The organism is Candidatus Dormiibacterota bacterium (assembly GCA_035544955.1).
In the GTDB taxonomy this organism is placed as follows: domain Bacteria; phylum Chloroflexota; class Dormibacteria; order CF-121; family CF-121; genus CF-13.
Map to the genome: position 1 here is coordinate 14,230 of DASZZN010000005.1, position 23,739 is coordinate 37,968.

A 23,739-nucleotide genomic window follows, 5' to 3' on the forward strand; every position below is an offset into this window, starting at 1 on the left:
CGGCATAGGATGGCGCTGGTGAAGACGATCCTGGTGGTGGACGACGAGCCGCACATCGTCACGCTGGTACGCGACTATCTCGAGCGTGGGGGCTTCTCGGTGTTCACGGCAGCCGACGGGCCGACGGCGTTGCGGACAGCGTCCACGCAGCACCCCGACCTCGTTGTCCTCGACCTCGGCCTGCCCGGCATCGATGGCCTCGACGTGACCCGCTCCCTGCGCCGCAACGGGACGGTTCCCATCATCATGCTGACCGCGCGCACCGATGAATCCGACAAGCTGATCGGTCTCGAACTCGGTGCCGACGACTATCTCACCAAGCCCTTCAGCCCCAAGGAGCTGGTCGCGCGCGTGCGCTCGGTGCTCCGTCGCAGCGAAGCCGCCAAGGCGCCGGGCGACCTGATTCGCTCGGGGGACGTCGAGCTGATCGCGCCGAGCATGGAGCTGAGCATCGCCGGCAAGCGAATCGAGTTGACACCGACGGAATTTCAACTGCTCGCGACCATGGCACGGCAGCCGGGCCGCGTGTTCAGCCGGGCCCAACTCCTCAATGCTGTCCATGGTGATGCGGGCGAACCGTTCGAGCGCGCGATCGACGCCCACATCAAGAACCTGCGCCGCAAGATCGAGCCGGACCCACACAATCCCCGGTACCTGTTGACCGTCTTCGGCGTCGGTTATCGCTTCGCGGACGGACGGCGATGAGCCCGTCGGGTTGGCGCGGCCGAGGTTGGGGTCCCCCGGGTTCGCGTGGCCGCGGACAGCCACCCTGGTGGCCCGAGGGTCAGCCGTGGCCGCCGGCGGGACGGCCGCCGTGGCGCCGAATGGGACGCCGATTCCTCTGGCGGATTGCCGGCTTCATCGCGGCTGCCTTTCTGGTCATCGCGGTGGTCCTCACGATTGGCGTCGTGCTCGCCGGCACCGCCCTCGGTCTGATCGAGGCGCCACACGCCGTTCGCTTCGTCGCGATTGCGGCACTGGTCCTGTTGGTGCTCCTCATCGTTCGCGGCAGCCGGCGGTTTCAACGGATGGCCGTCAACCTTGGCGAGTTCGTCGATGCCGCCGGGCGGATCGAAGCCGGCGACTACGGGGTGCAGGTCGCGGAGCGCGGACCGCGCGAGCTTCGCACGCTGGCGCGCGCCTTCAACGCGATGAGTGCGCGTCTCGCTGCCGCCGACCGCAACCGGCGCGCCTTTGTCGCCGACCTGACCCATGAGCTGCGGACGCCGCTGGCCATCATCCGCGGGCAAGCCGAGGGCATCGGTGACGGTGTCTACCCCGGCGACCAGGCGCACGTGACGCCGATCCTCGACGCCGCGGCGTCGCTTGACACGCTCGTCGACGCGCTGGCCACCATGACGCTTGCCGACGTGGGCAGCCTGAGGCTCAAGCGTGAGGCCGTCGACGTGCCGGTCCTGGTCACCAGCAGCCTGGCGGCGTTTCAAAGCGCCGCGGATGCCGCCTCGGTACGGTTGGTCGCGGACCTCGAACCGGACCTGCCGGCGGTCGACGCGGATCCGGCGCGGATTCGGGGTGTCCTCGGCAACCTGCTCTCCAATGCAATTCGCTACACGCCGGCGGGCGGGACCGTCACCGCCAGTGCTCGACGAACGGGCGACAGCATCACGTTCGCGGTCCGCGACACCGGCCAGGGAATCCCGAGCGAGCTGCGACCGCGCATCTTCGAGCGCTTCGTCAAAGGTCCCGGCTCGCCGGGTTCGGGCCTCGGGCTGGCGATCGCGAAAGATGTCGTGACCGCCCACGGGGGCACCATCGAAGCAATCAGCGAACCCGGAAAAGGGACGGAGATCCGCTTCACGCTCGCGGTCGCACGATAACCTTTTACCGTGACGATCGCCGCGCGCATCGTGGTACTGCCTGGAGACGGTATTGGTCCGGAGGTGACCGCCGCCGCGCGGCGAGTCCTGGACGCCGCCGCGGGCAAGGTTGGCATCGCCCTCGACTATGTCGACGATGTCGTGGGCGGTGCGGCGGTCGATGCCTACGGCGTGGCGCTGCGACCGCAGACACTTCGTCTCTGCAAGACGGCGGACGCCATCCTTTTCGGCGCGGTTGGGGGTCCCAAATGGGACGATGCGGCACCGGACAGCAAGTTGCGGCCCGGCTCGGCGCTGCTCGGGCTTCGCAAAGGCCTGGGCCTCTTCGCCAACCTGCGTCCGGTCCGGGTCGATGCCGCCATGGTCGCCACCTCGGTCCTGCGACCGGAGCGAGTCCACGGCGTCGATCTGCTGGTGGTTCGCGAGCTGACGGGTGGCCTCTATTTCAGCCGGCCCAAGCGGCGCTACATGACCGCGCGCGGTGAAGCCGCCGTCGATACCATGCGATACAGCACTCCGGAAATCGAGCGGGTTGCGGTGCGGGCGTTCGAGCTGGCCCGCTTGCGGCGCCGCAAGCTCTTGTCGGTCGACAAGGCCAACGTGCTCGAGACCTCGCGGCTGTGGCGAGCGGTCGTCAGCCGGGTCGCGCAACACTACCCCGACGTCGCCTGCAGCCACATGCTGGTGGACGCCTTCGCGATGGAACTGCTCCGCCGGCCGCAGGCTTACGACGTCGTGCTCACGGAGAACCTCTTCGGCGACATCCTTACCGACGAGGCGTCGATGCTGGCCGGCGCGCTGGGGATGCTGCCGTCCGCGAGCCTCGGCGCCGGAACGCTGGGATTCTATGAGCCGATCCACGGGTCGGCACCGGACATCGCGGGAAAAGACATCGCAAATCCGATCGGCGCGATCCTGAGCGCCGCGCTCCTGCTGCGCTGGTCGCTCAACCGGGAGGACGCGGCGCAGGCGATCGAGCGCGCCGTCTCACACGTGCTCGCGACAGGCCTTCGCACCGCCGATACCGCCCCAGATGCTGAGACCGCGGTGGGAACCACCGCGATGGCCGACGCGATCGTGGACGCGCTGGGTTAGCCGATCGCGCGCCGCAGCGCCTTCAGCGTCGGCTCGACGGGGCGAGGCACTCGTAAGCCGCGAGTCAGGGCCTGCGGATCCTTGAGCCCGTGACCGGTGAGCACGCAAACAACCGGCTTGCCGCCCAGGGTTCGAGCGGCCGCCCTTTTCAGCAAGAGGGCGACGGCGGCTGCTGATGCCGGCTCGACCAGCAGGCCTTCCTCGCGCGCCAGCCGTCGATGCGCCGCCATGATCTCGTCGTCGCTGACGGCTTCGATCGTGCCGCCCGACTCGTCACGCGCCGCAATGGCGGCGCTCCACGAGGCGGGGTTGCCGATCCGAATCGCGGACGCGACCGTCTGCGGCCGTGCGACCGGCCGCCCGCTGACCAGCGGCGCCGCTCCCCGCGCCTGCGCGCCGTGCAGCGTCGGGAGTGACGCGCCGCTGCGGCTGGCGAGCTCGCGGAACCCTCGCCAGTAGGCGGTGATGTTGCCGGCGTTGCCGACCGGAATAAAGAGCTGTGCCGGAGGGCGACCCAGCTGTTCGACGATCTCGAAAGCCGCTGTCTTCTGGCCTTCGATGCGATAGGGGTTGACCGAGTTCACCAGGGCGACGGCCGGCTCGTCGGCCAGCTTGCGCACAAGGGTCAGCGCACGGTCGAACGATCCCTTGACCGTCACGATGATCGCGCCATAGGCGAGCGCCTGCGCCAGCTTTCCGGCGGCGACGCCTCCCGCGGGCACGACGACGACAGCGCGCAGGCGAAAGCGCGCGGCATAGGCGGACGCCGAGGCGCTCGTGTTCCCAGTCGAGGCGCACATCAGCGTTCGGGCCCCGGCCTCAATCGCCCTCGCCGTGGCGAGTGCCATCCCGCGGTCCTTGAACGATCCGCTTGGATTCAGGCCCTCGCACTTGAAATAGAGCTGGTCGAGCCCGATCGCCGGCCCGATCCTCGACGACCGCACCAGTGGCGTCGACCCCTCACCAAGCGTGATCCGGGGTGTAGACGGCGTCACTGGCAGATACGCCGCATAACGCTCGATGATGCCGGCGGTCATGGCGGTGATGGTAGCGGTCCATCACGGCCGAATTCAGGAATGTGGCCCGCGGGAGGCCCGCCCATCACGGCCGCCCCGTCGGTCTCGCGGCTTGTGTAATCGCCCGATCGTAAGATAACCCTTGTGCGCGCACTCGCCGGGGTAATCCGCTAGCTCGCCCAGTTGGAGAGAGGCGGAACTGCCCCAGCTGGAGCACGAGGGTTATCCCTTTCTCAGCTCGTTGCCACGAGGTTGACCACCCCTTGGCCGACGTCAAGCGCCATCTACTACGCCGCCGGCCTGCGCGGGCCCGAGCTGTGGTACACGTGCCGCGCGTCGACGGTCGCGCCGCCGCCGAGCTCCAAGGCGACGGGTGTGTTTAGCACGGTGAGGCCGTCGATCAGGCCGTGGGTCGGGCCCTCCATGTGGATGCCGACGCGGCAGTTGTCGATCACGCAGTCGATGATGCTGAAGTTGGGGACCCGGCGCTGCGGCATCCCCTGCCGGGGCGCCCCCGACTGGACGGCCCGCCTGCGGAACGCTTCGAAGGTGGAGAGCAGCGGTCTGAACGACGCGCCGCAGCGGCAGGCCGCGGGGACGACCTTCGGCCCGCCCGTGCGGACCAGGTCACGGGGCGTCCCGCAGTAGCAGCAGCGCATATCCATGGCTGGCACGAGCTACTTGTCCTTCGAGCGGCCCGGGCGCCGCGGCGCGCGGTGGGTGACTCGGCGAAAGATCGCGCCGATCGCGTTGCCCTCGATGAATGAGTCCGACCCGTCGGAGACGACATCGTCGAAGGTCGAGCCCGACGCGTCCCCTCGCACAAACGCGGATCGCTCGGCCCCCGGCTCGTCGCGGCCGGGCCAGGTCATCCAGATCGCAACCGCCGCGACGGCAGCGAGGCCGACGAGCAACCAGTGCGAGAAGCCGGCCCAGACAGAGAAGATCGCCAGCACGAGGCCGACGGCGAGGACAACGGATGACCCGATCCACCGGCGTATGGGGGCTGACGTCTCAAGCATCACGCGGCGCCGTGGCATCGCTTGTACTTCTTGCCGCCGCCGCAGGGACACGGCCCGCTGGGGCTCGGATCGTTGGTGGGCGGCCGCGGCGTCGCACGGCCCAGGCCACCGCCAGAGGAACTGCCGGAGGAGTACACGCCGCCCCTTACCAGCCCCATCCCGCCGCACTTTGGGCAGGTGCCGGCGGTGCTGCCGGACATTGACACGCCGCTGAGGCTGTCGCCGAGGACGATGCCGGACGAGAAGACGGCGCCGCAATTGGTGCATACGGCCGGGACGGCAGGCATGATTAGGCCTCCAGGTTGGGCCGCCGAGGGGCGGCGTGGGCTGGCGGTCGTCCCGCCAGCGGTTCCGATGGGGTCGCTTGCCAACGCGAAACACTCCTCGCTGGCTCCGGCGGGGGCGTCACAACCACCGACCTGCCAGCCGTTGCACGACATCCTAGCCCACATTTAGTGCCGGGTCAAGCGGTTGCCCACAACCTGTGGATAAGTGCGAACGGACGTGCCCTTGTGGGGGACCTAGCAGGTCGGCAGGTTGTCCAGGTTGTTCGCGGTCGTGTAGTCCGGGCGCGTCGTGATGTACGGCGACTATGCAGACGCCCGCGACGTGCTCGTGCGTCCCGTCCGAGGACCGCTCCTTCCGCACCTTCGTCACGATCGGCATGTCCGTCACCTCGCTGAGCCATCGACCCGACCACCGGCCCCTTCCCCGGGCGTGCCAGGATCAGCTTCGCACCCGTCTGCGACAGCTGCTTGTCGGACTCACACGGGCATGAGCCGCGTCGCGCGGACCTTGGTTACTTCTTCGGCTTCGGCTTGGTCGTGGTCTTCGGCTTCGCGTAGCCTTTCTTACCGCCCTTCTTAGCCATTGTCGGACCTCCTTTGTCCCTCCTGCTGCGGGGCGGGCCGCTCGCGCGGCTCTCTCGCGGGCTGCGGCTTCTCCTGCGTGAGCGGCTTGTCATAGCCCTTGCGGAGTATCTCCGCGTCCTCGTCGCCGCGGTGTCGGGCGATGGTCTCGATCACTTTGCTGCCTCCTTTGCGTCCGACGCTGCCGCCAGGACCTTCACGCTTGCGATGTTCGAGGTGACCGGCACCAGCACGCCCTTTGACTCCGTTATCTCCTTGTCGATCTGCCCGTCCTTCACCGTGTACTCCTGGGCGAGGAAGATGCCTTGGGTCTGGGGCGACATCGCGACCCACGCGGGACCATAGTAGCTGCCCGCGACCTTGGAACCGTCGTTGAAAGTGATGACGAGGAACTGCCCGTCGGCCGTGTCTTCGAGGAAGAACTTATCCCACGGCGACGGCGGAACCGGCGGGAACAGGTCCTCGAGCAGCACGCGCCTCCATCCCTCCCGTGTTCGGAGGCTCGGCGGGCTCTTGCCCCAGAACAGCGTCCCCCATGAGAGCGAGGTGAGCCGGCCGGCGTAGAGCCCGCCGATCGCCGGGACGAGCAGGAGAGCGAACAGGCCCCAGAACGCGACGCGTATGGGATGGTCGATGAGGCGGTCGTGAACGGGCCACACCCACCAAGAGGTCAGGGGTAGGAACTCCAGGAGCTGGATCACGGCGCTGACGACGATCGCGAGCAGCACGTACTTAAGGTCGGTGGGCGGCTCCTGCCACGTCTTGTTCCGCGCCCACAGGGCCAGGGCGATGTAGCCGGGGACGACGGCGACGAGGATCACGAACAGGCCTTCGAAGGTGCCGGGCCCCACCGTGCTCGAACTATAGCGAGCCGCCGCGCGACTGGCAATGTGGAGGTGTTTAGCGAAGCGAGCTAGCAGGATCGGGGACCGTGTAGTCGTCGTCCTTCCGGCCACCGCGGCGCTCGTGCGGCAACATGGATGTATCGTCCGCTGGCGCCACGGCTTGCAGGCTGTTGGTAGTCGAGCGCACCGCACTAACGCCGTTCCGCTTCGGACATCGAGGCGCTGTCAACTGGCCCGCGGCTGGCCATGCCATCGGCTGAACTCGCTGGCGTGGGAGGCCGCTGTGGCGGTGATGGTAGCGTTCCCGAATGCGTGCCCCGTATCGCGTTGGACTGCTCGGCCTTGGCCACGTCGGCGGAGCGCTGGCGCGACGGTTGGTGGAGGATGCCGATCGGATCACCCAAGCCGCCGGCCGGCCGATCCACCTGGAAGCCGTCGCCGTGGCGCACCCTGAGGGCCGGCGCGCACCGGCGCCGTTGCTCCCCGCCGCGCAATTGCTGGCACAGCCACACCTCGATGCCGTCGTCGAGGTGATGGGCGGCCTCGAACCGGCGCATACCTATATACATACGGCGCTCCAGGCGGGCCGCCAGGTGATCACGGCCAACAAGCAACTGATCGCCGCGGAGGGGCCGCAACTGGCCCGGCTCGGGACGATTCGGTTCGAGGCCTCCGTCGCCAGCGCGATCCCGATCGTCGAAACCCTGGCCGACACGCTTGGCGCGGACCGGATCCGCTCGATCATGGGCATCCTCAATGGCACGACCAACTCGATCCTCGCCGCGATGGACGGCGGGGCGACCTATACGGAAGCCCTCGCCGACGCCCAGCGCCGCGGTCTCGCCGAGGCGGATCCGAGCGCGGATGTCGACGCGCATGACCCGGCCGCCAAGCTAGCCATCCTCATGATGCTGGCCTTTCGGCGCCCCATCGACCCTTCCCAGATCGAGCGGGTCGGGATTCGCGGCGTCGATCCGGCGCAGGTCGAGGCGGCACGCGGGCGTGGCTTCGTCATCAAACTGGTAGCGGCCGCGACGAGCCGCGACGATGGCTCCATCGAGGCCGACGTCCGTCCACGACTGTTGCCCATGGATGCGCCGATGGCACGCGTCCATGGCGCGATGAATGCCATCAGCCTCGACGCCGACTACGCCGGGTCGCTCGTCTTTGAAGGACCGGGGGCGGGCCCGGACGCCGCCGCGAGCGCGGTGCTCGCCGATCTATTACGGGCAGCAAGGGACGTGCCCACCTCAGCGGGCTCTCTGCTCGCGAGCCTGGCGGACATGCCGCTGACGACGGTCGCGCCTCTCGGACCAAAGAACCCGTATCCTGCAGCCTCGTGATGACGGGGGCCACGTGTCTGTTTCGCTGACGCTCGACCAGGTCAAGGAACGCGCCCGGCAGGCGCCGATGGTGCCGATTTTTCGCGATATGCTCTCCGACGCGCTGACGCCGGTGACGGCCTACGCGGCGCTGGCGAGCGATGGTCCGGCCTACCTGCTGGAGAGCGTCGAGCGCGGCGAGCAGCTCGGCCGCTACTCGTTTGTAGCGGCCGACCCGATGGCGATCGTGACGATCGCGGGCGGTCGCGCCACGGTACAGGATGCCAGTGGCCGGCGCGAGCTCGACGGAGCGGACCCGCTTCGTGCCCTGGAAGCCTATCTGCAGACATTTGCCGCGGAACCGGCGGAGGGTCTGCCCGAAGGGTTTTGCGGCGGCGCGGTCGGATACCTGGGCTACGAAGCCGCGGGTTATCTGGAGCACCTTCCGGTGCCGGCGGCCGATCCACTGCAGGTGGCCGACGGCGTGTTCATCATCACCGACACGCTCGCCTGCTTCGACCATGTCCGACACCGGTTGAAGCTCGTCACCCACGTCCGCACGCAGCGGCCGCCGATCGAGTCGCGCTATACCGAAGCCGTGGCGCGGCTCGACGACCTGGCCCGCCGTCTGAACCGGACGGTTCGCCTGCGGGCGCTCGAGCCCGCCGACCGGCCGGCCGGTGTCAGTCTCGAAGGTCGGTTGTCGCAGCCGGAGTTCTTCAACGCCGTCGAGCAGGCGAAGTCGCACATCCTTGCGGGTGATATCTACCAGGTGCAGATTGCCCAGCGGTTCACCATGCCGCTCCTGGCCGATGCCTTTGACGTCTACCGCCTTCTACGGGCACTCAATCCCTCGCCCTACATGTATTTCCTCAAGCTGCCCGCGACCACCATCCTTGGCACATCCCCGGAAATCCTTGTGACGGTGCAGGGTCGCAATGTGCGCTACCGGCCGATCGCGGGCACCCGACGGCGAGGTCGCGATGCGGCGGCCGATCAGCGCATGGAGGACGAACTGCGTTCCAGCGAAAAAGAGCGGGCCGAGCACGTGATGCTCGTCGACCTCGGGCGCAATGACCTCGGACGGGTCTGCGAGACGGGGAGCGTGAAGGTGACGGAGTTGATGAATGTCGAACGCTACTCGCACGTGATGCACCTGGTCTCGAACATCACCGGACGGTTGCGCGCCGACTGCAGCCCGATGGATGCCTTGCGCGCCTGTTTCCCGGCTGGCACGGTGACCGGGGCGCCGAAGATCCGTGCCATGGAGATCATCGCCGAGCTCGAACGGGAGCGGCGGGGCGTTTACGCCGGGGCCATCGGTTACCTGAGCTTCACCGGCGATCTCGACACCTGCATCGCGATTCGAACCATGGTGGTGAAAGATGGCCATGCGACGGTTCAGGCCGCCGCCGGCATCGTCGCCGACTCGGTCCCCGAGGAAGAGTTCCTCGAGACGCGCAATAAGGCATCCGCGCTGCTGCAGGCGCTCGCCGCCGCGGGCTGACATGAATCTCAGGGACGTCGTGCTGGTGATCGACAACTACGACTCCTTCACTTACAACCTGGTTCAGTACCTCGGTGAGCTGGGCGAGCAGGTTGTGGTCCACCGCAACAACGAGATCACGCTCGAGCAAATCACGGATCTGCGCCCCGTTGCCGCGGTGCTCTCGCCAGGGCCCGGAACACCTGCCGATGCTGGTATCTGTAAGGATCTCCTCCTCGAGCTAGGCCCGACCCTCCCGATGCTCGGCGTTTGCCTCGGCCACCAGTGTCTCGGCGAAGCCTACGGCGGGCAGGTGCGGCGTGCCGCGCAGGTGATGCATGGAAAGGTCTCGCGCATCATGCACCGGGAGCAATCTGTCTTTCGAGGTCTTCCGAGCCCTTTCGTGGCCACGCGCTATCACTCACTGGTGGTCGAGCGCGACAACCTGCCGGACGACCTGGAGGTCACGGCATGGACGGAGGACGGCACGGTGATGGGACTGCGGCACCGGCAGCATCCGCTCGCCGGCGTGCAGTTCCATCCGGAGGCGATCCTGACCGAGCATGGCCATCAGTTGCTCACGAATTTCCTGCAGGATGCCCGTGCCTGGCGTAGTACGAGCGTCACTCAGGGTGACCGATAGGGGAATACCCGCGGCGATCGGGGTGTTCAGTAGGGGTGTGCGATCAATTCAAAGATACCGTCACACTCTTGTAGCCAGCGTCCGATGCTTTCGAAATACCGGGGACGTATGCTTTCGCACGTGAAGTTAGCTTCGAATCGTGAGCGGCCGCGTCTGGCGATCATTGCGCATGACGGCAAGAAGGCAGACCTGGTCGCCTTTGCGACATTCAACCGCAGCCGCCTGCAGGAGTACGACATCGTCGCCACGGGGGCGACCGGTGACCTGTTGCGCGACAAGGTCGGGCTCGACGTCGAGCGGGTGACGGCTGGGCCGCATGGCGGCGACGTCCAGATTGCCAGCCGCGTGGTCGAGGGCGACATCGACGCGGTCCTCTTCATGGTGGACCCACTGGACAAGCATCCTCATGATCCCGATATCCAGACGCTGCTCCGAATCTGCAACGTCTGCAACATTCCGCTGGCCACGAATATCGCTACCGCGGATGTGCTGATCAGCTCGCCGCTCCTCCTGGAGTTCCGAGCCGCCGCGAGCTGACCGCCCGACTCCGGACCCTCTCACGCAAACGGGTCGAGGGAGAGCAGATCCTGAAAGGTTCAGGTTCAGCTTGCTGAGGTTGATTGGATCGGCGCATCATGTGGCCGCTGTCGCCAAGCGCCGTTGAAGGAGGGCCTGAGCATGGCAGACCTAAAGGAAAAGACACGAAATGCGATCGAGCTATTCAATCAGCATCGCATCGACGAGTGGCTGAAGGACTTCACGGAAGACGCAGAGCTGGTCTCGCCCCTGTCCGGTCGGATCAAAGGACGTGACGCACTCAGGGCTTACTTTGCGCAGATGTATGAAACCTATCCTGACATCAAGGTGACCGCCCAGCGCATCTTCAACGAAGGAAATGTGATCGTCGTCGAGTACACAGTCACCGGAACCAACACTGGCCCGCTCCGCCTGCCGACCGGAGACGTTCTTCCGGCTACTAACAAGAAGGTCGAGATAGCGGCCGTCGACGTCGCGACCAACGACGCCAACGCCAGGGTCACATCGATTCACCAGTACTTTGATGCGGCGGGTGCTCTCCAGCAGCTGGGCTTAATGCCCGCTCCGGCCGCCGCGCGCGCCTGATCCAAGAGAGGCTGGACCCCGTCGGTGGCCCAGCCTCTTCAAATCTCGGTCGATCGATCAGGTTGTGGTTTTAGGGAACGGTCGGGCGCTGGCCCGCGTTCTCCTGCGCCTCACGTGCGGCGCTCTCGGTCGTCTCATGGGTGGCGTTTTCGTTGGGCGTGAACTTCCCGGTGCCACCACCTGGTCGCTGGCCCGAGTTCTCCTGGGCCTCGACGGTGGCGCTTTCACCGGCCTCGTGGGCCGTGGCCTCATTGGACTTGAAGGTCCCCGCGGCCGCGCTCGGACTCGCCGTTGCCGCGATCTGCTGAGTCGAATTGCCCGTGTTCGCCGCCGCGGCGGCTAGCGGACCGGCCAGTGTGGCCCCGATCGCGCCGCCCGCGATGAGCGATCCGGCGACGCCGACGATCGTAATAACGCGTTGCGTTGGAGTGATGCTTCTCACCTCCTTCTCATCTGGAATGGCAGGCATGGGACGACGCACGTCTCCACGCTGAGATCAGTGTGCCCGTGCGAACCTTTCAGAAGGGTTACAAGGTCTGGTCATTTCATGGTGGCGCCAGCCGCCGCGGCCCTCAGCGTGGCCAGGCTCCCCTTGATCCCGTGCGAGCCGGCGGCCCTGATCATCGCTTTGCCGACGGCCGCAAGGTTCCGATCCGCGATGGCGATCACACTGCCGCCCGCGCCGCTGAGCGCCGCGCCCAGCGCACCGGCCTGCTCGGCCGCCGCGATGGTGTCGTCGAGATAGGGATAGGCCAACGCCCGCCCGGGCTGATGCAGCCGGTCGTCCATCGCGCTGGCGACCAGCGAGCGATCCTTTTGTGAACAGGCGAGCACCCACTCCGCGACCCGGCCAAGATTGAATACCGCATCCTCGCGCGTCGGACGGCGCGGCACCAGGCGGCGGGCCTCGTGAGTGGGGGAGACGTCGTTCGGAACGAAGAGGACGGCGCGCCAGCGAGTTGGCCAGTCGAGGCGATGCACGCGCACCCCGCCGTTTTCGATCACGGCGATGCAGAAGCCACCGTAGAGCGCGGCCGCCAGGTTGTCACCATGGCCCTCGAGCGGGATGGCGAGCTCGAGGAGCCGCTGCGCCGGCATTCGCAGGCCGCGCAGTTTCGCCCCCAGCGTGATCCCGGCGACGATACCGGCGGCACTGCTGCCGAGGCCGCGGCCGATTGGAATGTCGTTCTTCACGCGAAGCTCGAGGCCAGTCAGCGGGCGGCTCCATCCCGCGAACGGCTCCCCGGCTGCGCGAACGATCAGGTTCTTGCGGTTGAGCGGCACTTCCCCGGCGCCCTCGCCCTTCCAGATGATCGTCGTGGTCGGCGATTCGCGCGCCTCGACCGTGAGGTGCAGATCGAGCGCCAGCGCGAGCACATCGAAGCCCGGTCCGAGGTTGGCCGACGATGCCGGGACCCGCACCGCGGCGCTTTTGGACACTACAGCTTGAACGCCTCGTGCAGAGCCGCGACGGCGTCCTTGACCTTTTTCGCGTCGATGATGCAGGTGATGCGCACCTCCGACGTGGAAATCATCTCGATGTTGATGCCGTTGACCGACAGCGTGCGGAACATAGTCGCCGCCACGCCGGGTTGCCCACGGATGCCGCTGCCGATGACCGAGACCTTGGCGAGGCCGTTTTGCGCGAGCACCGTGCGCGCGCCGATTTCTTTGGCGACGCCCTGGACGATACGCTCCGCCTGCTTGCCGTCGGCCGATGACACGGTGAACGACATGTCCGTGACACCTTCGTGGCTCGCGGTCTGCACGATCACATCGGCGGCGATGTCGGCTTCCGCCAGCGGCGCGAAGATGGCGGCGGCGATGCCGGGGCGATCTGGGACGCCGACGACGGAGAGCCGGGCGACGTGCTCTTCGTGCGCGATGCCCCGGACCCGATTCCGCTCTTCCATGATCGTTGCCTCCGAACTGATGATGGTACCCGGCCCGGCGTGAAAGCTCGAGCGGACGTGCAGCTCCATCGAGTAAGCCTCGGCGATCTCGACGGCTCGCGGGTGCATCACCCGGGCGCCAGAGCTGGCCAGCTCGAGCATCTCTGGGTAGGCGATGTGGGGCAACAATCGCGCGTTCGGAACGAATCGCGGATCGGCGGTGTAGATGCCGCGCACGTCGGTGAAGATCTCGCAGGCTTGCGCCTTGAGGGCCGCGGCGAGCGCCACGGCCGTCGTGTCCGAGCCACCTCGTCCGAGCGTGGTGACTTCCATCTCGTCGCCCATGCCCTGGAAGCCGGCAACCACGACGACCCGCCCCGCCGCCAGCTCGCGCTCGATCCGACCCGGGGTGAGGCCGACGATGCGAGCCTTCGCGTGTCGTTGGTCGGTCTGGATGCCCGCCTGGAAGCCGAGGAGAGAGACGGCGGCCACGCCCAGCTCGTTGAGGGCCATCGACATCAGCGGGGCGGAGACGCCCTCTCCGGTCGAGAGCAACAGATCGAGTTCGCGCGCGGTCGGGTCTTTGGCAACCTGTGACGCCAGGCCAAGCAGATGGTCGGTCGAGTCGCCCATGGCGCTCACGACGACGACGACGTCATAGCCCGCCCGCTGGCTGGCGGCCACGCGTTTGGCCGCCCGCTTGATGCGGGCCGGCGTGCTGAGCGACGTGCCGCCGAACTTCTGAACGAGGATCGGTCGCGTAAGGGACTCAGGAATTCGGGGCGTCGCCCCACGCGAGCGGCGCTCTAGTGCCATGCGAGCGTTTGAGACGTGATAAAGCCCTCCCGCGTCAGCCATTCAGCCGCGAGGACCGCCCCCTTGCCCGCGCCGAGCTTGGTGTTGTGCGAGACCACGACGTACTTGACGCCCTTGAGCGCCGGCTCATCGCGCACGCGGCCGACCGTGACCGTCATGCCGTCGCCCGCGTTTCGGTCGCGGCGTGGTTGCGGGCGGAAGGGGTCGCGGTTGACCTGCAGTAGCCGTTCGGGCGCCGAGGGCAGACCCTTGAGCCCGTCGACGCCGAACCGCTCCATCGCCGCGGTGGCCGTCGCCGCATCGGACGGCCGCTCGGTCCCCACGTAGACGGCTTCCAGGTGTCCGTCCTGGACATTGACCCTCGTGCAAGTGCAGGAAACCGTAAATTGCGCGGGCTCGCCCCAGTGCCCGAGGATCTTCTTCGTCTCGCGCTCGACCTTCTCCTCCTCGCCCGGGATGAAGGGTATGACGTTGTCGATCACGTCAAGCGCCAGCACCCCGCCCTGCCGGCCTGCGCCCGAAACGGCCTGGAGCGAGGTCATCATCACGGTGCGGACGCCGAAGGCATCCTGGAGCGGCTTCAGCGAGACGGCCAGCCCGGCGGTCGTACAGTTGGGGATCGGCGCGATGAAGCCGCGCCAGCCGCGTTTGCGGCGCTGATCGTGCAGCGCTTCCGCATGCGCGTCGTTGATCCCTGGGATCAAGATCGGGACATCGGGGTCATAGCGAAACGCCGACGCGGTGCTGATGACCGGCACCCGTTCCGCAAAGCGAGGCTCCCAGACTTCCGCGACCTCTTTGGAGACCGCGCTGAAGACCAGGTCGAGCGGCTGCGCGAGGAGTTGCTCATCGTTGAGGCAGCGGAGCGCCAGCAGCGACCCGTCAGGGTGGCCCTCGGCAAACCAGCGGCTCGCACCGGACGGGTCGCGGAGCGCGTCGCCCAGCGATTTTCCGGCCGAGCTCTCGGAGGCGCCCACCGCCGCAACCGTGAACCACGGGTGCTGGACCAGTGCGGCGAGCACCTGCTGGCCGGCGAGCCCGGTCGCGCCAAGGATGCCGACCCGAAGCGTTTGGGTCATGCGACGCTGGCGGGCGCTTTTTCCGCAGCGGCCAGCGCCGTCTCGAACTCCGACGCGCGGGGCTTCGCCAGGTGCAGCCGATGCCCATCGCGGACATCGAAGAGCTCAGTCGTCTTCAGGCCGTTGCCGGTGACGCAGATCACGACGGTTTCCTTCCGCTGGATGCGGCCGGTGCCGATGAGCTCCTTGAGCCCGGCGACCACGACGCCACCGGCGGGCTCGCTCAGGACGCCCTCGGTCTCGGCCAGCAGTGCCATCGCTTCCTGGACCGCGTCCTCGCGGCAGGCGGTGCCCCACCCTCCCGATGCGCGCACCGCCCGTGTAGCGTAGCGGCCGTCGGCGGGGTTGCCGATCGCCAGTGACTTCGCGATGCTATTCGGCCGCACCGGCGTGACCTGGTCGCGGCCATCCTGGATCGCGGTGCTGACCGGGGCGCAGCCTTCCGCCTGCGCGGCGTGGATCCGCGTGGCGACCCGGTCGACGAGGCCGACGCCGACGAGTTCCTGGAACGCTTTGGCGGTCTTGGCGAGCAGGGACCCCGCGGCGACGGGGACGACGATGTGATCGGGCGCCCTCCAGCCGAGCTGTTCCACCACCTCGAACGCTAGCGTCTTGCTCCCTTCGGAGTAGAAGGGCCGGAGGTTGACGTTGACGATCGCCCAGCCGTACAGATCGGCGAGCTCGACGCACAGCCGGTTGACGTCGTCGTAGGTGCCGTTGACCTCCACGACCATGGCGCCGTAGGCGCTCGCGGCGCCGACTTTGCCCGGCTCCAGATCGGCGGGGATGAAGACGAGCGCGCGCATTCCCGCGCGCGCCGCGTAGGCGGCGACCGAGCCGGCGAGGTTACCGGTGGAGGAGCAGGAGAGCGTGTCGAAGCCGTAGGAGAGCGCGAAGTTGGTGGCGACCGCCACGTTGCGATCCTTGAACGAGCCCGTCGGGTTCACCGTGTCGTTCTTCAGATAGAGATGGTCGAGGCCGAGGACCTTCCCGAGGTTGGGGGCTTTCACCAGCGGCGTGAAGCCAGTCCCCAGGTCGATGGGCTCGCCGTTCGGGGCGGGCAGCAGCTCGCGATAGCGCCAGATGGTGTTCGGTCCCTTCGCGATCGAGTCGCGGCTGACCCGCTCCCTGACGGCGTCGAGGTCGTAGGCGACCTCGAGCGGTCCGAAACAGTGCTCGCAGACGTAGGCGGGCTCGAACTCCCGCAATCGTCCGCACTCCCGACAGCGCAACTGCTTCACCGAATTCCTCCTCGACGCTTGATCACAAACAAATAAAAAGCCCCTGGGGGGAGGGGCCGTCTCGTCCGTGACTGCATCATCTTTCAGACTCTCGTCTGACGGACTTTCCACCTTGCCGGTCACCCGGTAGGTTGGCAGGCATCTCTGGGCCGGTCCCTCCGCCACTCTTGATAACCGTCGGTATTCAGTTGTCCGAAAAGCCTAACAGTCCCTGCCTCCGCCTTGCAACTTGACTACGTAATTCGGGGCATCCCCCCATAAACCGGGGTACACCATTGCCGGTAGCGCGGGTCCTGGCCCCGCACCGCGCGGAAATAGGCCTCCTGGAGTCCCATTGTGATGGTGCCGGGCCGGCCGGTGCCAACCCGGCGCCCATCCACCTCGACGATCGGCGCCACCTGGACGCCGGTGCCGCAGAGGAAGGCCTCATCGGCCTGGTAAACCTCGGTGCGGTCGATGCTTCGCTCGACGACGTCGAGCTCGAAGTCGAGGGCCAGCCGCATGACGGCGGCGCGGGTGATGCCAACCAGGATGTCATCCGTGACGGGGGGTGTGACCAGGGTTCGGCCCTGGACCATGAAGAAGTTGGCCGCGGCCCCCTCGGCGATGTGACCGTCCTCCGTGAGCATCAGGCAATCGTCGTAACCGGCGGCGTTGGCATCTTCCGTGGCCAGCGCGGTGTTGACATAGGCGCCGGTGATCTTCGCCCGGGCCGGGATGCTGTTGTCGCTGACCCGCCGCCAGGAGGAGATCGTGACTCGCAGCCCGTCGATGCGCGCGTAGGCCCCCATCGGCATGGCGAAAATCGCAACCGCATCCTCGGACGAGTGCAGATCGACCTTGATCATGGCGGAGGCCTTGTAGGCGATCGGCCGGACGTAGACGTCGGTCCGGTAGCCGTCACGGCGGACGATCTCGCGGGTCAGCTCGCACAGCTGGTCGACGTTCTCCTCGACCTTGATCTTGAGCAGCGCCGCCGACTTGAGAAACCGCTGGTAGTGCTCGGCCAATTTCAGGAGGTAGATCTCATGCTGCTCGGCGTTCCAGTACCCGCGGATCCCCTCGAAGCACGCCGTGCCATAGTTCAACGCGTGGGTGCCGATGCTGACGTTCGCCTCTCCGAAGGGCACGATCGCGCCCTTGAAGTAGGCAAAGCCACCATAGACCGCCTTCGTTGGCGGGGGTGGCGCCGTTTCCGGGTGCAGGGGCTCGATTGCCATCAGGCGATAGCCCCCACCCTGCCCTCCCCCTGAGGGGGAGGGGCCGTTGTTGCGAGCGATTGCGTGAGGCGCACGATATCCTCCAGGTCCCGATCGAGGATGTCTTTCTTGCGGTCGGCGAGCTCCAGGAAGAGCTCCCAGGCCCGGCCGAAGTCCGCCTCCGAGAGGTGGTACCCGAGCTCGCGGAGCCGGAACTGAAACGCGTGGCGCCCCGACCTGGGGGAGAGCACGATCCGGCTCTCTCCCATCCCTACCTCTTCGGGCCGCATGATCTCGTAATTCAGCTTGTCTTTGAGAATGCCGTCTTGGTGAATCCCGGAAGCGTGTGCAAAGGCATTTGCGCCGATCACCGCCTTGTTCGGCTGCACCGGGATGCCGGTGTGCTTCGAGACCAGCGCGCTGACCTCCGCCAGGCGAGTGGTGTCGATACCGGTTCGCAGCCCGAGCGACTTCTCGCGGGTCCGCAGGATCATCACGACTTCCTCAAGCGAGGCGTTGCCGGCCCGCTCGCCGATGCCATTGATCGTGCATTCGACCCGGCGGGCGCCATTCAGGACCGCGGCGACGCTGTTCGCGGTCGACAGGCCGAGGTCGTTGTGACAATGCACGCTGATCAAGGCGCGGTCGATGTTGCGGACGTTGTCGCGGATCGACGCGATCAGCGCCCCGAACTCGTTGGGGAGCGTGTAGCCCGTCGTGTCGGGGATGTTGACGACCGTGGCGCCGGCGTCGATCACGGCCTCGAGCGTTTCGAAGAGGTACGCGAGATCGGCGCGGCCGGCATCCTCGGGCGAGTACTCGACGTCATCGCAGAGCGAGCGGGCATAGGTAACGGCTTCGACGCCGCGGCGGAGCACATCGCGCCGGTTGGAGCGCAGCTTCCGCTCGATATGGATGTCGGACACCGAGAGCACCATGTGGATCTGCTTTCGCTCGGCATCCTGGACAGCCTGCCATACAGCATCGATGTCGGGACGAGCCGCCCGCGCCAGCGCGGTGATCATCGGGCCCCGAACCTGCCGGGCGATTCGCTGCACCGCCTCGAAATCGCCGGGAGAGGAGAGGGGGAAGCCGGCCTCGATTACATCAACGCCGAGGCGAGCGAGCTGCCAGGCGATCGCCAGTTTCTGATCCGGGGTCAGCGAGGCGCCGGGCGATTGCTCGCCGTCGCGCAGGGTGGTATCGAAGATGAACACGCGGTCGCCGGTCGGTGTCGGTACTCGGGCCTCCATCAGTTGCTGGCCTTCTTGTCGGCTTTCAGCCAGGGCATCATGGCGCGCAGCTCCGCCCCGACCTTCTCGATCAGCTCGCCTTTGGCGCGCTGCCGGGAGGCGTTGAAGGCGGGCCGGCCGGCCTGGTTTTCCAGGATCCAGGTGCGGGCGAAGGTGCCGTCCTGGATCTCACGGAGGATCTGGCGCATCTCCTCGCGGACGGCGGGACTGATGATCCGTGGGCCGCTGACGTAGTCGCCGAACTCGGCGGTGTCGCTGATGCTGTACCGCATGTAGCTCATGCCGCCCTGGTACATCAGGTCGACGATCAGCTTCATCTCGTGGAGGCACTCGAAGTAGGCGAGCTCCGGCTGGTAGCCGGCTTCCACCAGGGTGTCGAAGCCGGTCTTGACCAGCGAGGTCAGTCCACCACAGAGCACGGCCTGCTCGCCGAAAAGGTCCGTCTCGGTCTCCTCTTTGAACGTCGTCTCCAGCACGCCCGCCATCGTCGAGCCGATCCCGCGGGCGTAGGCGAGCGTGCGGGCGCGCGCCTTGCCGGTCGTGTCCTGGTGGACGGCGAACAGCGCGGGGACGCCGACCCGCTCTTTGAAGAGCCGGCGCACGATATGGCCCGGCCCTTTGGGCGCGACCATCGCGACGTCGATATCCGCCGGCGGGAGGATCTGGCTGAAGTGGATGTTGAAGCCGTGCGCGAACATCAGCGCGCTGCCCGGCTTGAGGTTCGGCTTGACCACCTCGTCGTAGAGCCGCTTCTGCGTCTGGTCCGGCACGAGCATCATCACCAGGTTGCCGAGTTCGACGGCCTTCTCGACCGTCTCGACGCGTAGGTCTTCCTTTTCTGCCGCCTCCCAGGACTTACTGCCCTTGTAGAGGCCGACCACGACATCGACGCCGCTGTCCTGCAGGTTCAGGGCGTGCGCGTGGCCCTGACTGCCGTAGCCGATGACCGCGACTCGCTGGCCCGCCAGCGCCGCCATGTCGGCGTCGTCGTCGTAGTAGACCTTGGCCATTAGAGGTACGTCTTGGTCGTCAGGTTGTTCAGCCGGGGGTTGAGGCCGATCACCTGGTCGGCGTCGACCGGCACGTCGATCAGGATCGACTGGCCCGAGGTCTCATAGCAGGCGTCCATGATCTCCTTGAGATTGCTCAAGTCCGGCTTCACCCGGTAGCCGTCCCAGCCATGCGCCTTCGCCGCACCGACGAAGTCGATCGTCGGCAGCGTCGAATGGTAGCGCCGCTTCTCGACGTCGGGGATGACGACTTCGAGGCCCTTGTCGACGATCCCGTAGACGCCGTTGTTGATGATGAAGAGCCGCAGGTCGAGGTTGGCGGCGTCGGCCAGCGCGCCGCCGAAGAGGCGCCAGCAGCCGTCGCCGGAGAAGACGAAGGTATGGAGGCCGGGATCGGCCATCTTTGCGCCGACGCCCAGCCCGAAACCGCCGCCCATCGCCGACCCGTCATGGGTGCTGTGGAACGGAATCCAGGGATGGGGTCGCTGTGTGACGTACTGCCGATCCTTGTAGGCGATGCAGACGTCGTCGAACCCGATGCTGTTCGGCCGCCACGATTGGTGCAGCTGCTCGTAAAAGCGGATGAAGTCGACGCTACCCTCGCGCACGTCGCGAGAGATCTGGCGGGTATTGAGGCGTTCGGGCACATCCATCGGTGGCCGCCGGCCGACGCCGCGCTTCGACAGCTGCGGAATGACCTCTCGTAGAACCGCGTCCAGGTCCCCATGCACCACGTCGTAGTTGCCGCGAACGCGATGGCGGAACTCGCCGGCGATGTGGCCGTACTGCTCCGTCCACCCCGTGAAGTTCCAAACCTGTCCGGCGGGAATCGTCGCCAGGTTGAGCGAATATTCGCCCGGATCGAAGCCGAGCGTAATGACGCAGTCGTCGGGACCGACGCTTCGCCAGAGCTTCATCGCCTCGTCGTTGCCGCCGAAGGAGATGTAGCCGAAGCCGTAGCGGTTGTCGGGCGAAACGGCATTCGCCCCGTTGACCGACCAGACGGTCGGCGCCTGCAGCAGCTCCGCCAGCTGGGTGGTCAGGGCCGGCATGCCCGGCCAGCGCGCGGCCTCGCTGCCGACATAGATCACGACCCGGCGCCCGTCGGCGATCTGCGGAAAGTCCTGCACGAAGCGCTCGACGTCCTGCGGACGAAAGCCGCGGGGGCGGAGACGTGACGGCACGTCGACCTCGATGTCCTTGGAGAGGATGTCCGGATAAAAGGCGATGGCGATCGGCTTGGATTCCATCAGGATCGCCTGGGCCCGCTCGAGCTGCTCCTCCATGGTGTCGATGTCGTCGATCACGATGCAGCCATCACCCAGCTCGGCCTGGAGTTGCGGCACGATGTTCATGCCGTGGACCGACACGTCCTGAAGTGGCGCCTGGCCGATCGACAGCGTGGAGTTAAGGGCAACCAGGTAGACCGCCGGGATGTTGTGCAGCTTAGCGTCGGTCAGGCCGCTCCCTCCCAGCTTGGTGGCGGCGCCGGTCGTGGTGATACAGCCGGCGACGCGGCCGGAGGCGAGGTAGTACCCGAGCGGAACGAAGCCGGCGACGTACTCGCCCATCGTCAGCATGCGGGGCGCGCCGTCTGTCGCTTCCGACGGGTCGGACAAGGGCTCGAGGTGCTTGGTCACGTGGATCAAGCCACCACCGTTGACGCCGGCGTAGGAGGTGATGCCCCAGCGGCGGAGCGTCTCGATCAGCCAGAAGTTGCCGCTGGTGCGCTCCAGCGGCGCCGGCCCAAACGGTGTCAGCTCCTGCTCGACGCGGTCGATCATTTCAGTACTCATCAGATCCGACGCCTCTCAACCGCTGAACATGCGATTGATCGCTTCGGTGACCTCGTGTCCGCGCCCGAACGGATGGGCCTGCGTTTGGCGCCCGGCGACGGCGGCGCTCAGCGCCTGCGTGCAGATGTCCGCCACGTCGATCTGGTGCCGTCGCTCCTGGATCTCGTGGTGCAACCCGTCAGGGATCTCGATGGTGTAGCTGGCCATTGGTACCTTCCTCCTCGTTGCAGCTGGCTTGGTCGAACGACACGTTCCTGCTGCAAGGACGAGAGGATCGCCTCCCGCGGTACCACCCTGCTTGCGGCCACGGCCGCCGCTCTTGTCGAGCCGCCCGGCTCCGGGGGTGAGTAAATCCCCATCAACGCCGGTTGACTCAACCCGAAACGCTACCAGCCTCGGCCGTGCGAGTCCATTGTGCAAACCATCCAAAAGTCATTGGTTCCTTTGGTCCTTCACGCCAGCCCCAGCTTGGGGCATACTAGTCACTCCCATGGCGCTCACAGTCCGGGAAGCGATGGCGCTGGGGGGGTTGAGGAGGGGCGAGGTGCTGGCCGGGGCCAGCGGCCTCGACCGCACGATCACCTGGGTGAAGGTGCTCGAATCCCCAGAGACGATCAGCTGGCTCGCCGAGGGCGAGCTGCTGCTGACCGTGGCGTTCGCGATCAAGGATGACCAGGCGGCCCAGAAGGACTTGATGCGCAACCTGGCAGCGGTCGGCTCCGCCGGCCTGGTCATCAAGCCGGAGCGCTACCTCCCCCAGATCCCCGAGGACATGCTGGGCCAGGCGGACGAATTCAAGATCCCCCTGATCCGGATCCCCCCGGACGTCTCCTACCTCGAGATCATGAACCCGATCCTCGAGCGCATCATCAACGCCCAGAACAGCCAGCTGCGGCGCTCGATCGAGATCCACACGCAGTTCACCCACCTCGCCCTCGACGGCCAGGGCCTGGATGCGATCGTCAAGACGCTGGGCGAGCTGGTCGAGAGCTCGGTCACGCTCGAGGACGTGAGCTTCCACCTGCTGGCCAGCCACGTGGTCCCGGGTGTCACCGACAAGCACCGGCAGCAAACGCTGGCTCACCACGGCACCCCGCTCAAGGTTCGCCAGGCGGCGGCCATCAAGAGCATGCTGCAGGAGGTCGTGCGCGGCCGCGCGCCACACAAGGTTCCACCCTTTCCGGAGCTGGGGTTGACCGCGCCCCGCATCATCACGCCCGTCCTCGCCGGTCGCGAGAACCTGGGTTACTTGTCGATCATCGATCACCCGCAGCACCTCGAGGAGCTGGCGATGGTGGCGGTTGAGCACGCGGCCACCGTGATCGCGCTCGAGATGATCAAGCAGCGCGAGGTCGCGGAAGCCGAGGATCGGGTGCGCGGCGAGCTGGTCGATGACCTGCTCAACGGCACCTTCGGCGACCAGGCGAACGTCCAGCGCCGGGCGCGACATCTTCACTACGACCTCTCGGTGCCGCACCGGCTGCTGGTGGTCGATGTGGACCACTTCGGACGGTTCATCAGAGAGCGACGCTACGAGGAGGGGCGCGTCATCGCGCTCAAGCATCAACTCTTCCAGGTCGTGACCGGCGCCGTTCGCCGTCAGCATCCGCGCCACCTGGTCAGCGCCCACAGCGATAGCGTCATCGTGCTCGTGCCACAATCCGCCGACGGCACCGACCCCGAGGCCGAGGGCCTCGCCACGCGGATCCGCGAGGCCGTCGCTGAGTCGGAGCTCGGCATCACAGTGTCGGTCTCGATAGGCCGGCTCTGCGTCAAGCCTGAAGACTTCAAGCCCGCCTTCGTCGAAGCCCAGCGCGCACTCGACCTGATGGTGCGCTTCGGCAAACGCGAGCAGGTCATCAACTACGAACGCCTCGGTGTCTACCGGCTGCTGGCGCAGGTCGAAGATCGGGCTGGCCTGGACGCCTTTGCCGGCCGCATGCTGGCGCCGCTGGTCGACTACGACCGGGCCCGCGGCACGCCACTACTGAAGACGCTCGAGGTTTACCTGCAGCGGCATGGCAACCTGCGGCAGTCGTCGCGCGATTTGCATATTCACCTCAACACACTGCATTACCGGCTACGCCGGATCAGCGAGGTCACCGGGGTCGACCTCAAGGACGCCGACGCCCGGCTGGATCTCCTGCTCGCTTTGCGCGTGCGGGCCCTCGCCGAAACGAGGTAGATTCGCGTCG

At 66.9% G+C, this 23,739-nt stretch carries 25 protein-coding genes and 1 riboswitch; of the genes, 9 read left to right on the forward strand and 16 right to left on the reverse strand.

The features are described 5' to 3' along the window. The first annotated feature begins 9 nt into the window (after positions 1-9). The 3 genes from VHK65_00595 (at position 10) to leuB (ending at position 2,933) form a co-directional block, all read left to right on the forward strand. Positions 10-705 carry a response regulator transcription factor gene (locus VHK65_00595; protein HVS04650.1) on the forward strand — a complete coding sequence of 232 codons (696 nt, stop codon included), beginning with the start codon at positions 10-12 and terminating at the stop codon, positions 703-705. Positions 706-824: 119 nt separating this feature from the next. Further along, a complete protein-coding gene (locus VHK65_00600) occupies positions 825-1,838 on the forward strand; it encodes an ATP-binding protein (GenBank protein HVS04651.1) in 1,014 nt (337 codons plus the stop codon). Between the two features lie 15 nt (positions 1,839-1,853). Continuing rightward, entirely contained in the window at positions 1,854-2,933 is a 1,080-nt protein-coding gene (leuB, locus tag VHK65_00605) for a 3-isopropylmalate dehydrogenase (GenBank protein ID HVS04652.1), read from the forward strand. Here leuB and thrC (VHK65_00610) read toward each other — a convergent pair. The 6 genes from thrC (VHK65_00610) to VHK65_00635 form a co-directional block, all read right to left on the reverse strand. Continuing rightward, the gene (gene thrC / locus VHK65_00610) at positions 2,930-3,970 is read right to left on the reverse strand and encodes a threonine synthase (GenBank protein HVS04653.1); all 1,041 of its coding nucleotides are present in this window, start codon (positions 3,968-3,970) and stop codon (positions 2,930-2,932) included. The two genes, leuB and thrC (VHK65_00610), sit on opposite strands and share 4 nt — an antisense overlap. Before the next feature lie 266 nt (positions 3,971-4,236). Continuing rightward, positions 4,237-4,623 carry a hypothetical protein gene (locus tag VHK65_00615; protein ID HVS04654.1) on the reverse strand — a complete coding sequence of 129 codons (387 nt, stop codon included), beginning with the start codon at positions 4,621-4,623 and terminating at the stop codon, positions 4,237-4,239. A 3-nt stretch (positions 4,624-4,626) separates the two neighbouring features. Beyond that, complete coding sequence (locus tag VHK65_00620) at positions 4,627-4,989, reverse strand: hypothetical protein (protein ID HVS04655.1); 363 nt, start codon at positions 4,987-4,989, stop codon at positions 4,627-4,629. Beyond that, on the reverse strand, positions 4,971-5,258 hold the full coding sequence (locus VHK65_00625) for an SEC-C metal-binding domain-containing protein (protein HVS04656.1): 288 nt from the start codon (positions 5,256-5,258) through the stop codon (positions 4,971-4,973). The genes VHK65_00620 and VHK65_00625 overlap by 19 nt, the downstream gene beginning before the upstream one ends. Before the next feature lie 576 nt (positions 5,259-5,834). Beyond that, a complete protein-coding gene (locus tag VHK65_00630) occupies positions 5,835-5,996 on the reverse strand; it encodes a hypothetical protein (protein ID HVS04657.1) in 162 nt (53 codons plus the stop codon). After that, positions 5,993-6,691, reverse strand: a complete 699-nt coding sequence (locus VHK65_00635; protein ID HVS04658.1) for a DUF6338 family protein — start codon at positions 6,689-6,691, stop codon at positions 5,993-5,995. The genes VHK65_00630 and VHK65_00635 overlap by 4 nt, the downstream gene beginning before the upstream one ends. A gap of 302 nt (positions 6,692-6,993) precedes the next feature. Between VHK65_00635 and VHK65_00640 the strand changes: the two genes are divergently transcribed. From VHK65_00640 to VHK65_00660, 5 genes are all read left to right on the forward strand, one after another. Beyond that, complete coding sequence (locus tag VHK65_00640) at positions 6,994-8,028, forward strand: homoserine dehydrogenase (protein ID HVS04659.1); 1,035 nt, start codon at positions 6,994-6,996, stop codon at positions 8,026-8,028. A 13-nt stretch (positions 8,029-8,041) separates the two neighbouring features. Then, the gene (gene trpE, locus VHK65_00645; GenBank protein HVS04660.1) at positions 8,042-9,514 is read left to right on the forward strand and encodes an anthranilate synthase component I; all 1,473 of its coding nucleotides are present in this window, start codon (positions 8,042-8,044) and stop codon (positions 9,512-9,514) included. 1 nt (position 9,515) lies between these two features. Next, positions 9,516-10,136, forward strand: a complete 621-nt coding sequence (locus VHK65_00650) for an aminodeoxychorismate/anthranilate synthase component II (GenBank protein ID HVS04661.1) — start codon at positions 9,516-9,518, stop codon at positions 10,134-10,136. A 120-nt stretch (positions 10,137-10,256) separates the two neighbouring features. Further along, positions 10,257-10,673 (forward strand): methylglyoxal synthase, encoded by a 417-nt coding sequence (locus VHK65_00655; protein HVS04662.1) that lies wholly within the window; start codon positions 10,257-10,259, stop codon positions 10,671-10,673. Positions 10,674-10,796: 123 nt separating this feature from the next. Continuing rightward, positions 10,797-11,258: a nuclear transport factor 2 family protein gene (locus VHK65_00660; protein HVS04663.1), complete on the forward strand. Its 462-nt coding sequence runs from the start codon at positions 10,797-10,799 to the stop codon at positions 11,256-11,258. 70 nt (positions 11,259-11,328) lie between these two features. Here the strand turns inward: VHK65_00660 and VHK65_00665 are convergent, their stop codons facing one another. From VHK65_00665 to VHK65_00710, 10 genes are all read right to left on the reverse strand, one after another. Continuing rightward, on the reverse strand, positions 11,329-11,700 hold the full coding sequence (locus VHK65_00665; GenBank protein HVS04664.1) for a hypothetical protein: 372 nt from the start codon (positions 11,698-11,700) through the stop codon (positions 11,329-11,331). Between the two features lie 98 nt (positions 11,701-11,798). Continuing rightward, positions 11,799-12,698 carry a homoserine kinase gene (thrB, locus tag VHK65_00670; protein ID HVS04665.1) on the reverse strand — a complete coding sequence of 300 codons (900 nt, stop codon included), beginning with the start codon at positions 12,696-12,698 and terminating at the stop codon, positions 11,799-11,801. Continuing rightward, positions 12,698-13,966: an aspartate kinase gene (locus tag VHK65_00675; protein HVS04666.1), complete on the reverse strand. Its 1,269-nt coding sequence runs from the start codon at positions 13,964-13,966 to the stop codon at positions 12,698-12,700. Before VHK65_00675 ends, thrB begins: the two co-directional genes overlap by 1 nt. Beyond that, on the reverse strand, positions 13,957-15,045 hold the full coding sequence (gene asd / locus VHK65_00680; protein HVS04667.1) for an aspartate-semialdehyde dehydrogenase: 1,089 nt from the start codon (positions 15,043-15,045) through the stop codon (positions 13,957-13,959). Before asd ends, VHK65_00675 begins: the two co-directional genes overlap by 10 nt. Beyond that, a complete protein-coding gene (thrC, locus tag VHK65_00685) occupies positions 15,042-16,286 on the reverse strand; it encodes a threonine synthase (protein HVS04668.1) in 1,245 nt (414 codons plus the stop codon). Before thrC (VHK65_00685) ends, asd begins: the two co-directional genes overlap by 4 nt. Positions 16,287-16,359: 73 nt before the next feature. Then, a riboswitch (SAM riboswitch) is annotated at positions 16,360-16,463 on the reverse strand. Positions 16,464-16,519: 56 nt separating this feature from the next. Continuing rightward, entirely contained in the window at positions 16,520-17,506 is a 987-nt protein-coding gene (locus VHK65_00690; protein HVS04669.1) for a branched-chain amino acid transaminase, read from the reverse strand. Continuing rightward, positions 17,506-18,738 (reverse strand): 2-isopropylmalate synthase, encoded by a 1,233-nt coding sequence (locus VHK65_00695; protein ID HVS04670.1) that lies wholly within the window; start codon positions 18,736-18,738, stop codon positions 17,506-17,508. The genes VHK65_00690 and VHK65_00695 overlap by 1 nt, the downstream gene beginning before the upstream one ends. Then, positions 18,738-19,748 carry a ketol-acid reductoisomerase gene (gene ilvC, locus VHK65_00700; protein HVS04671.1) on the reverse strand — a complete coding sequence of 337 codons (1,011 nt, stop codon included), beginning with the start codon at positions 19,746-19,748 and terminating at the stop codon, positions 18,738-18,740. The genes VHK65_00695 and ilvC overlap by 1 nt, the downstream gene beginning before the upstream one ends. Next, positions 19,748-21,544, reverse strand: a complete 1,797-nt coding sequence (locus VHK65_00705) for a thiamine pyrophosphate-dependent enzyme (protein HVS04672.1) — start codon at positions 21,542-21,544, stop codon at positions 19,748-19,750. Before VHK65_00705 ends, ilvC begins: the two co-directional genes overlap by 1 nt. 15 nt (positions 21,545-21,559) lie before the next feature. Beyond that, positions 21,560-21,751 carry a hypothetical protein gene (locus VHK65_00710; protein ID HVS04673.1) on the reverse strand — a complete coding sequence of 64 codons (192 nt, stop codon included), beginning with the start codon at positions 21,749-21,751 and terminating at the stop codon, positions 21,560-21,562. A 283-nt stretch (positions 21,752-22,034) separates the two neighbouring features. Here VHK65_00710 and VHK65_00715 point away from each other — a divergent pair, with 283 nt between their 5' ends. Further along, the gene (locus VHK65_00715) at positions 22,035-23,729 is read left to right on the forward strand and encodes a PucR family transcriptional regulator ligand-binding domain-containing protein (GenBank protein HVS04674.1); all 1,695 of its coding nucleotides are present in this window, start codon (positions 22,035-22,037) and stop codon (positions 23,727-23,729) included. Positions 23,730-23,739 lie beyond the last annotated feature (10 nt).

Coding starts and splice junctions, on each gene's coding strand:
- VHK65_00690 (HVS04669.1), bottom strand. CDS start 17,506: ATGGCAATCGAGCCCCTGCACCCGGAAACGGCGCCACCCCCGCCAACG.
- VHK65_00705 (HVS04672.1), bottom strand. CDS start 21,544: ATGAGTACTGAAATGATCGACCGCGTCGAGCAGGAGCTGACACCGTTT.
- VHK65_00695 (HVS04670.1), bottom strand. CDS start 18,738: ATGGAGGCCCGAGTACCGACACCGACCGGCGACCGCGTGTTCATCTTC.
- VHK65_00600 (HVS04651.1), top strand. CDS start 825: ATGGGACGCCGATTCCTCTGGCGGATTGCCGGCTTCATCGCGGCTGCC.
- asd (HVS04667.1), bottom strand. CDS start 15,045: ATGACCCAAACGCTTCGGGTCGGCATCCTTGGCGCGACCGGGCTCGCC.
- VHK65_00620 (HVS04655.1), bottom strand. CDS start 4,989: ATGCCACGGCGCCGCGTGATGCTTGAGACGTCAGCCCCCATACGCCGG.
- ilvC (HVS04671.1), bottom strand. CDS start 19,748: ATGGCCAAGGTCTACTACGACGACGACGCCGACATGGCGGCGCTGGCG.
- VHK65_00625 (HVS04656.1), bottom strand. CDS start 5,258: ATGCCTGCCGTCCCGGCCGTATGCACCAATTGCGGCGCCGTCTTCTCG.
- thrC (HVS04653.1), bottom strand. CDS start 3,970: ATGACCGCCGGCATCATCGAGCGTTATGCGGCGTATCTGCCAGTGACG.
- VHK65_00715 (HVS04674.1), top strand. CDS start 22,035: ATGGCGCTCACAGTCCGGGAAGCGATGGCGCTGGGGGGGTTGAGGAGG.
- VHK65_00650 (HVS04661.1), top strand. CDS start 9,516: ATGAATCTCAGGGACGTCGTGCTGGTGATCGACAACTACGACTCCTTC.
- VHK65_00640 (HVS04659.1), top strand. CDS start 6,994: ATGCGTGCCCCGTATCGCGTTGGACTGCTCGGCCTTGGCCACGTCGGC.
- VHK65_00710 (HVS04673.1), bottom strand. CDS start 21,751: ATGGCCAGCTACACCATCGAGATCCCTGACGGGTTGCACCACGAGATC.
- VHK65_00675 (HVS04666.1), bottom strand. CDS start 13,966: ATGGCACTAGAGCGCCGCTCGCGTGGGGCGACGCCCCGAATTCCTGAG.
- VHK65_00595 (HVS04650.1), top strand. CDS start 10: ATGGCGCTGGTGAAGACGATCCTGGTGGTGGACGACGAGCCGCACATC.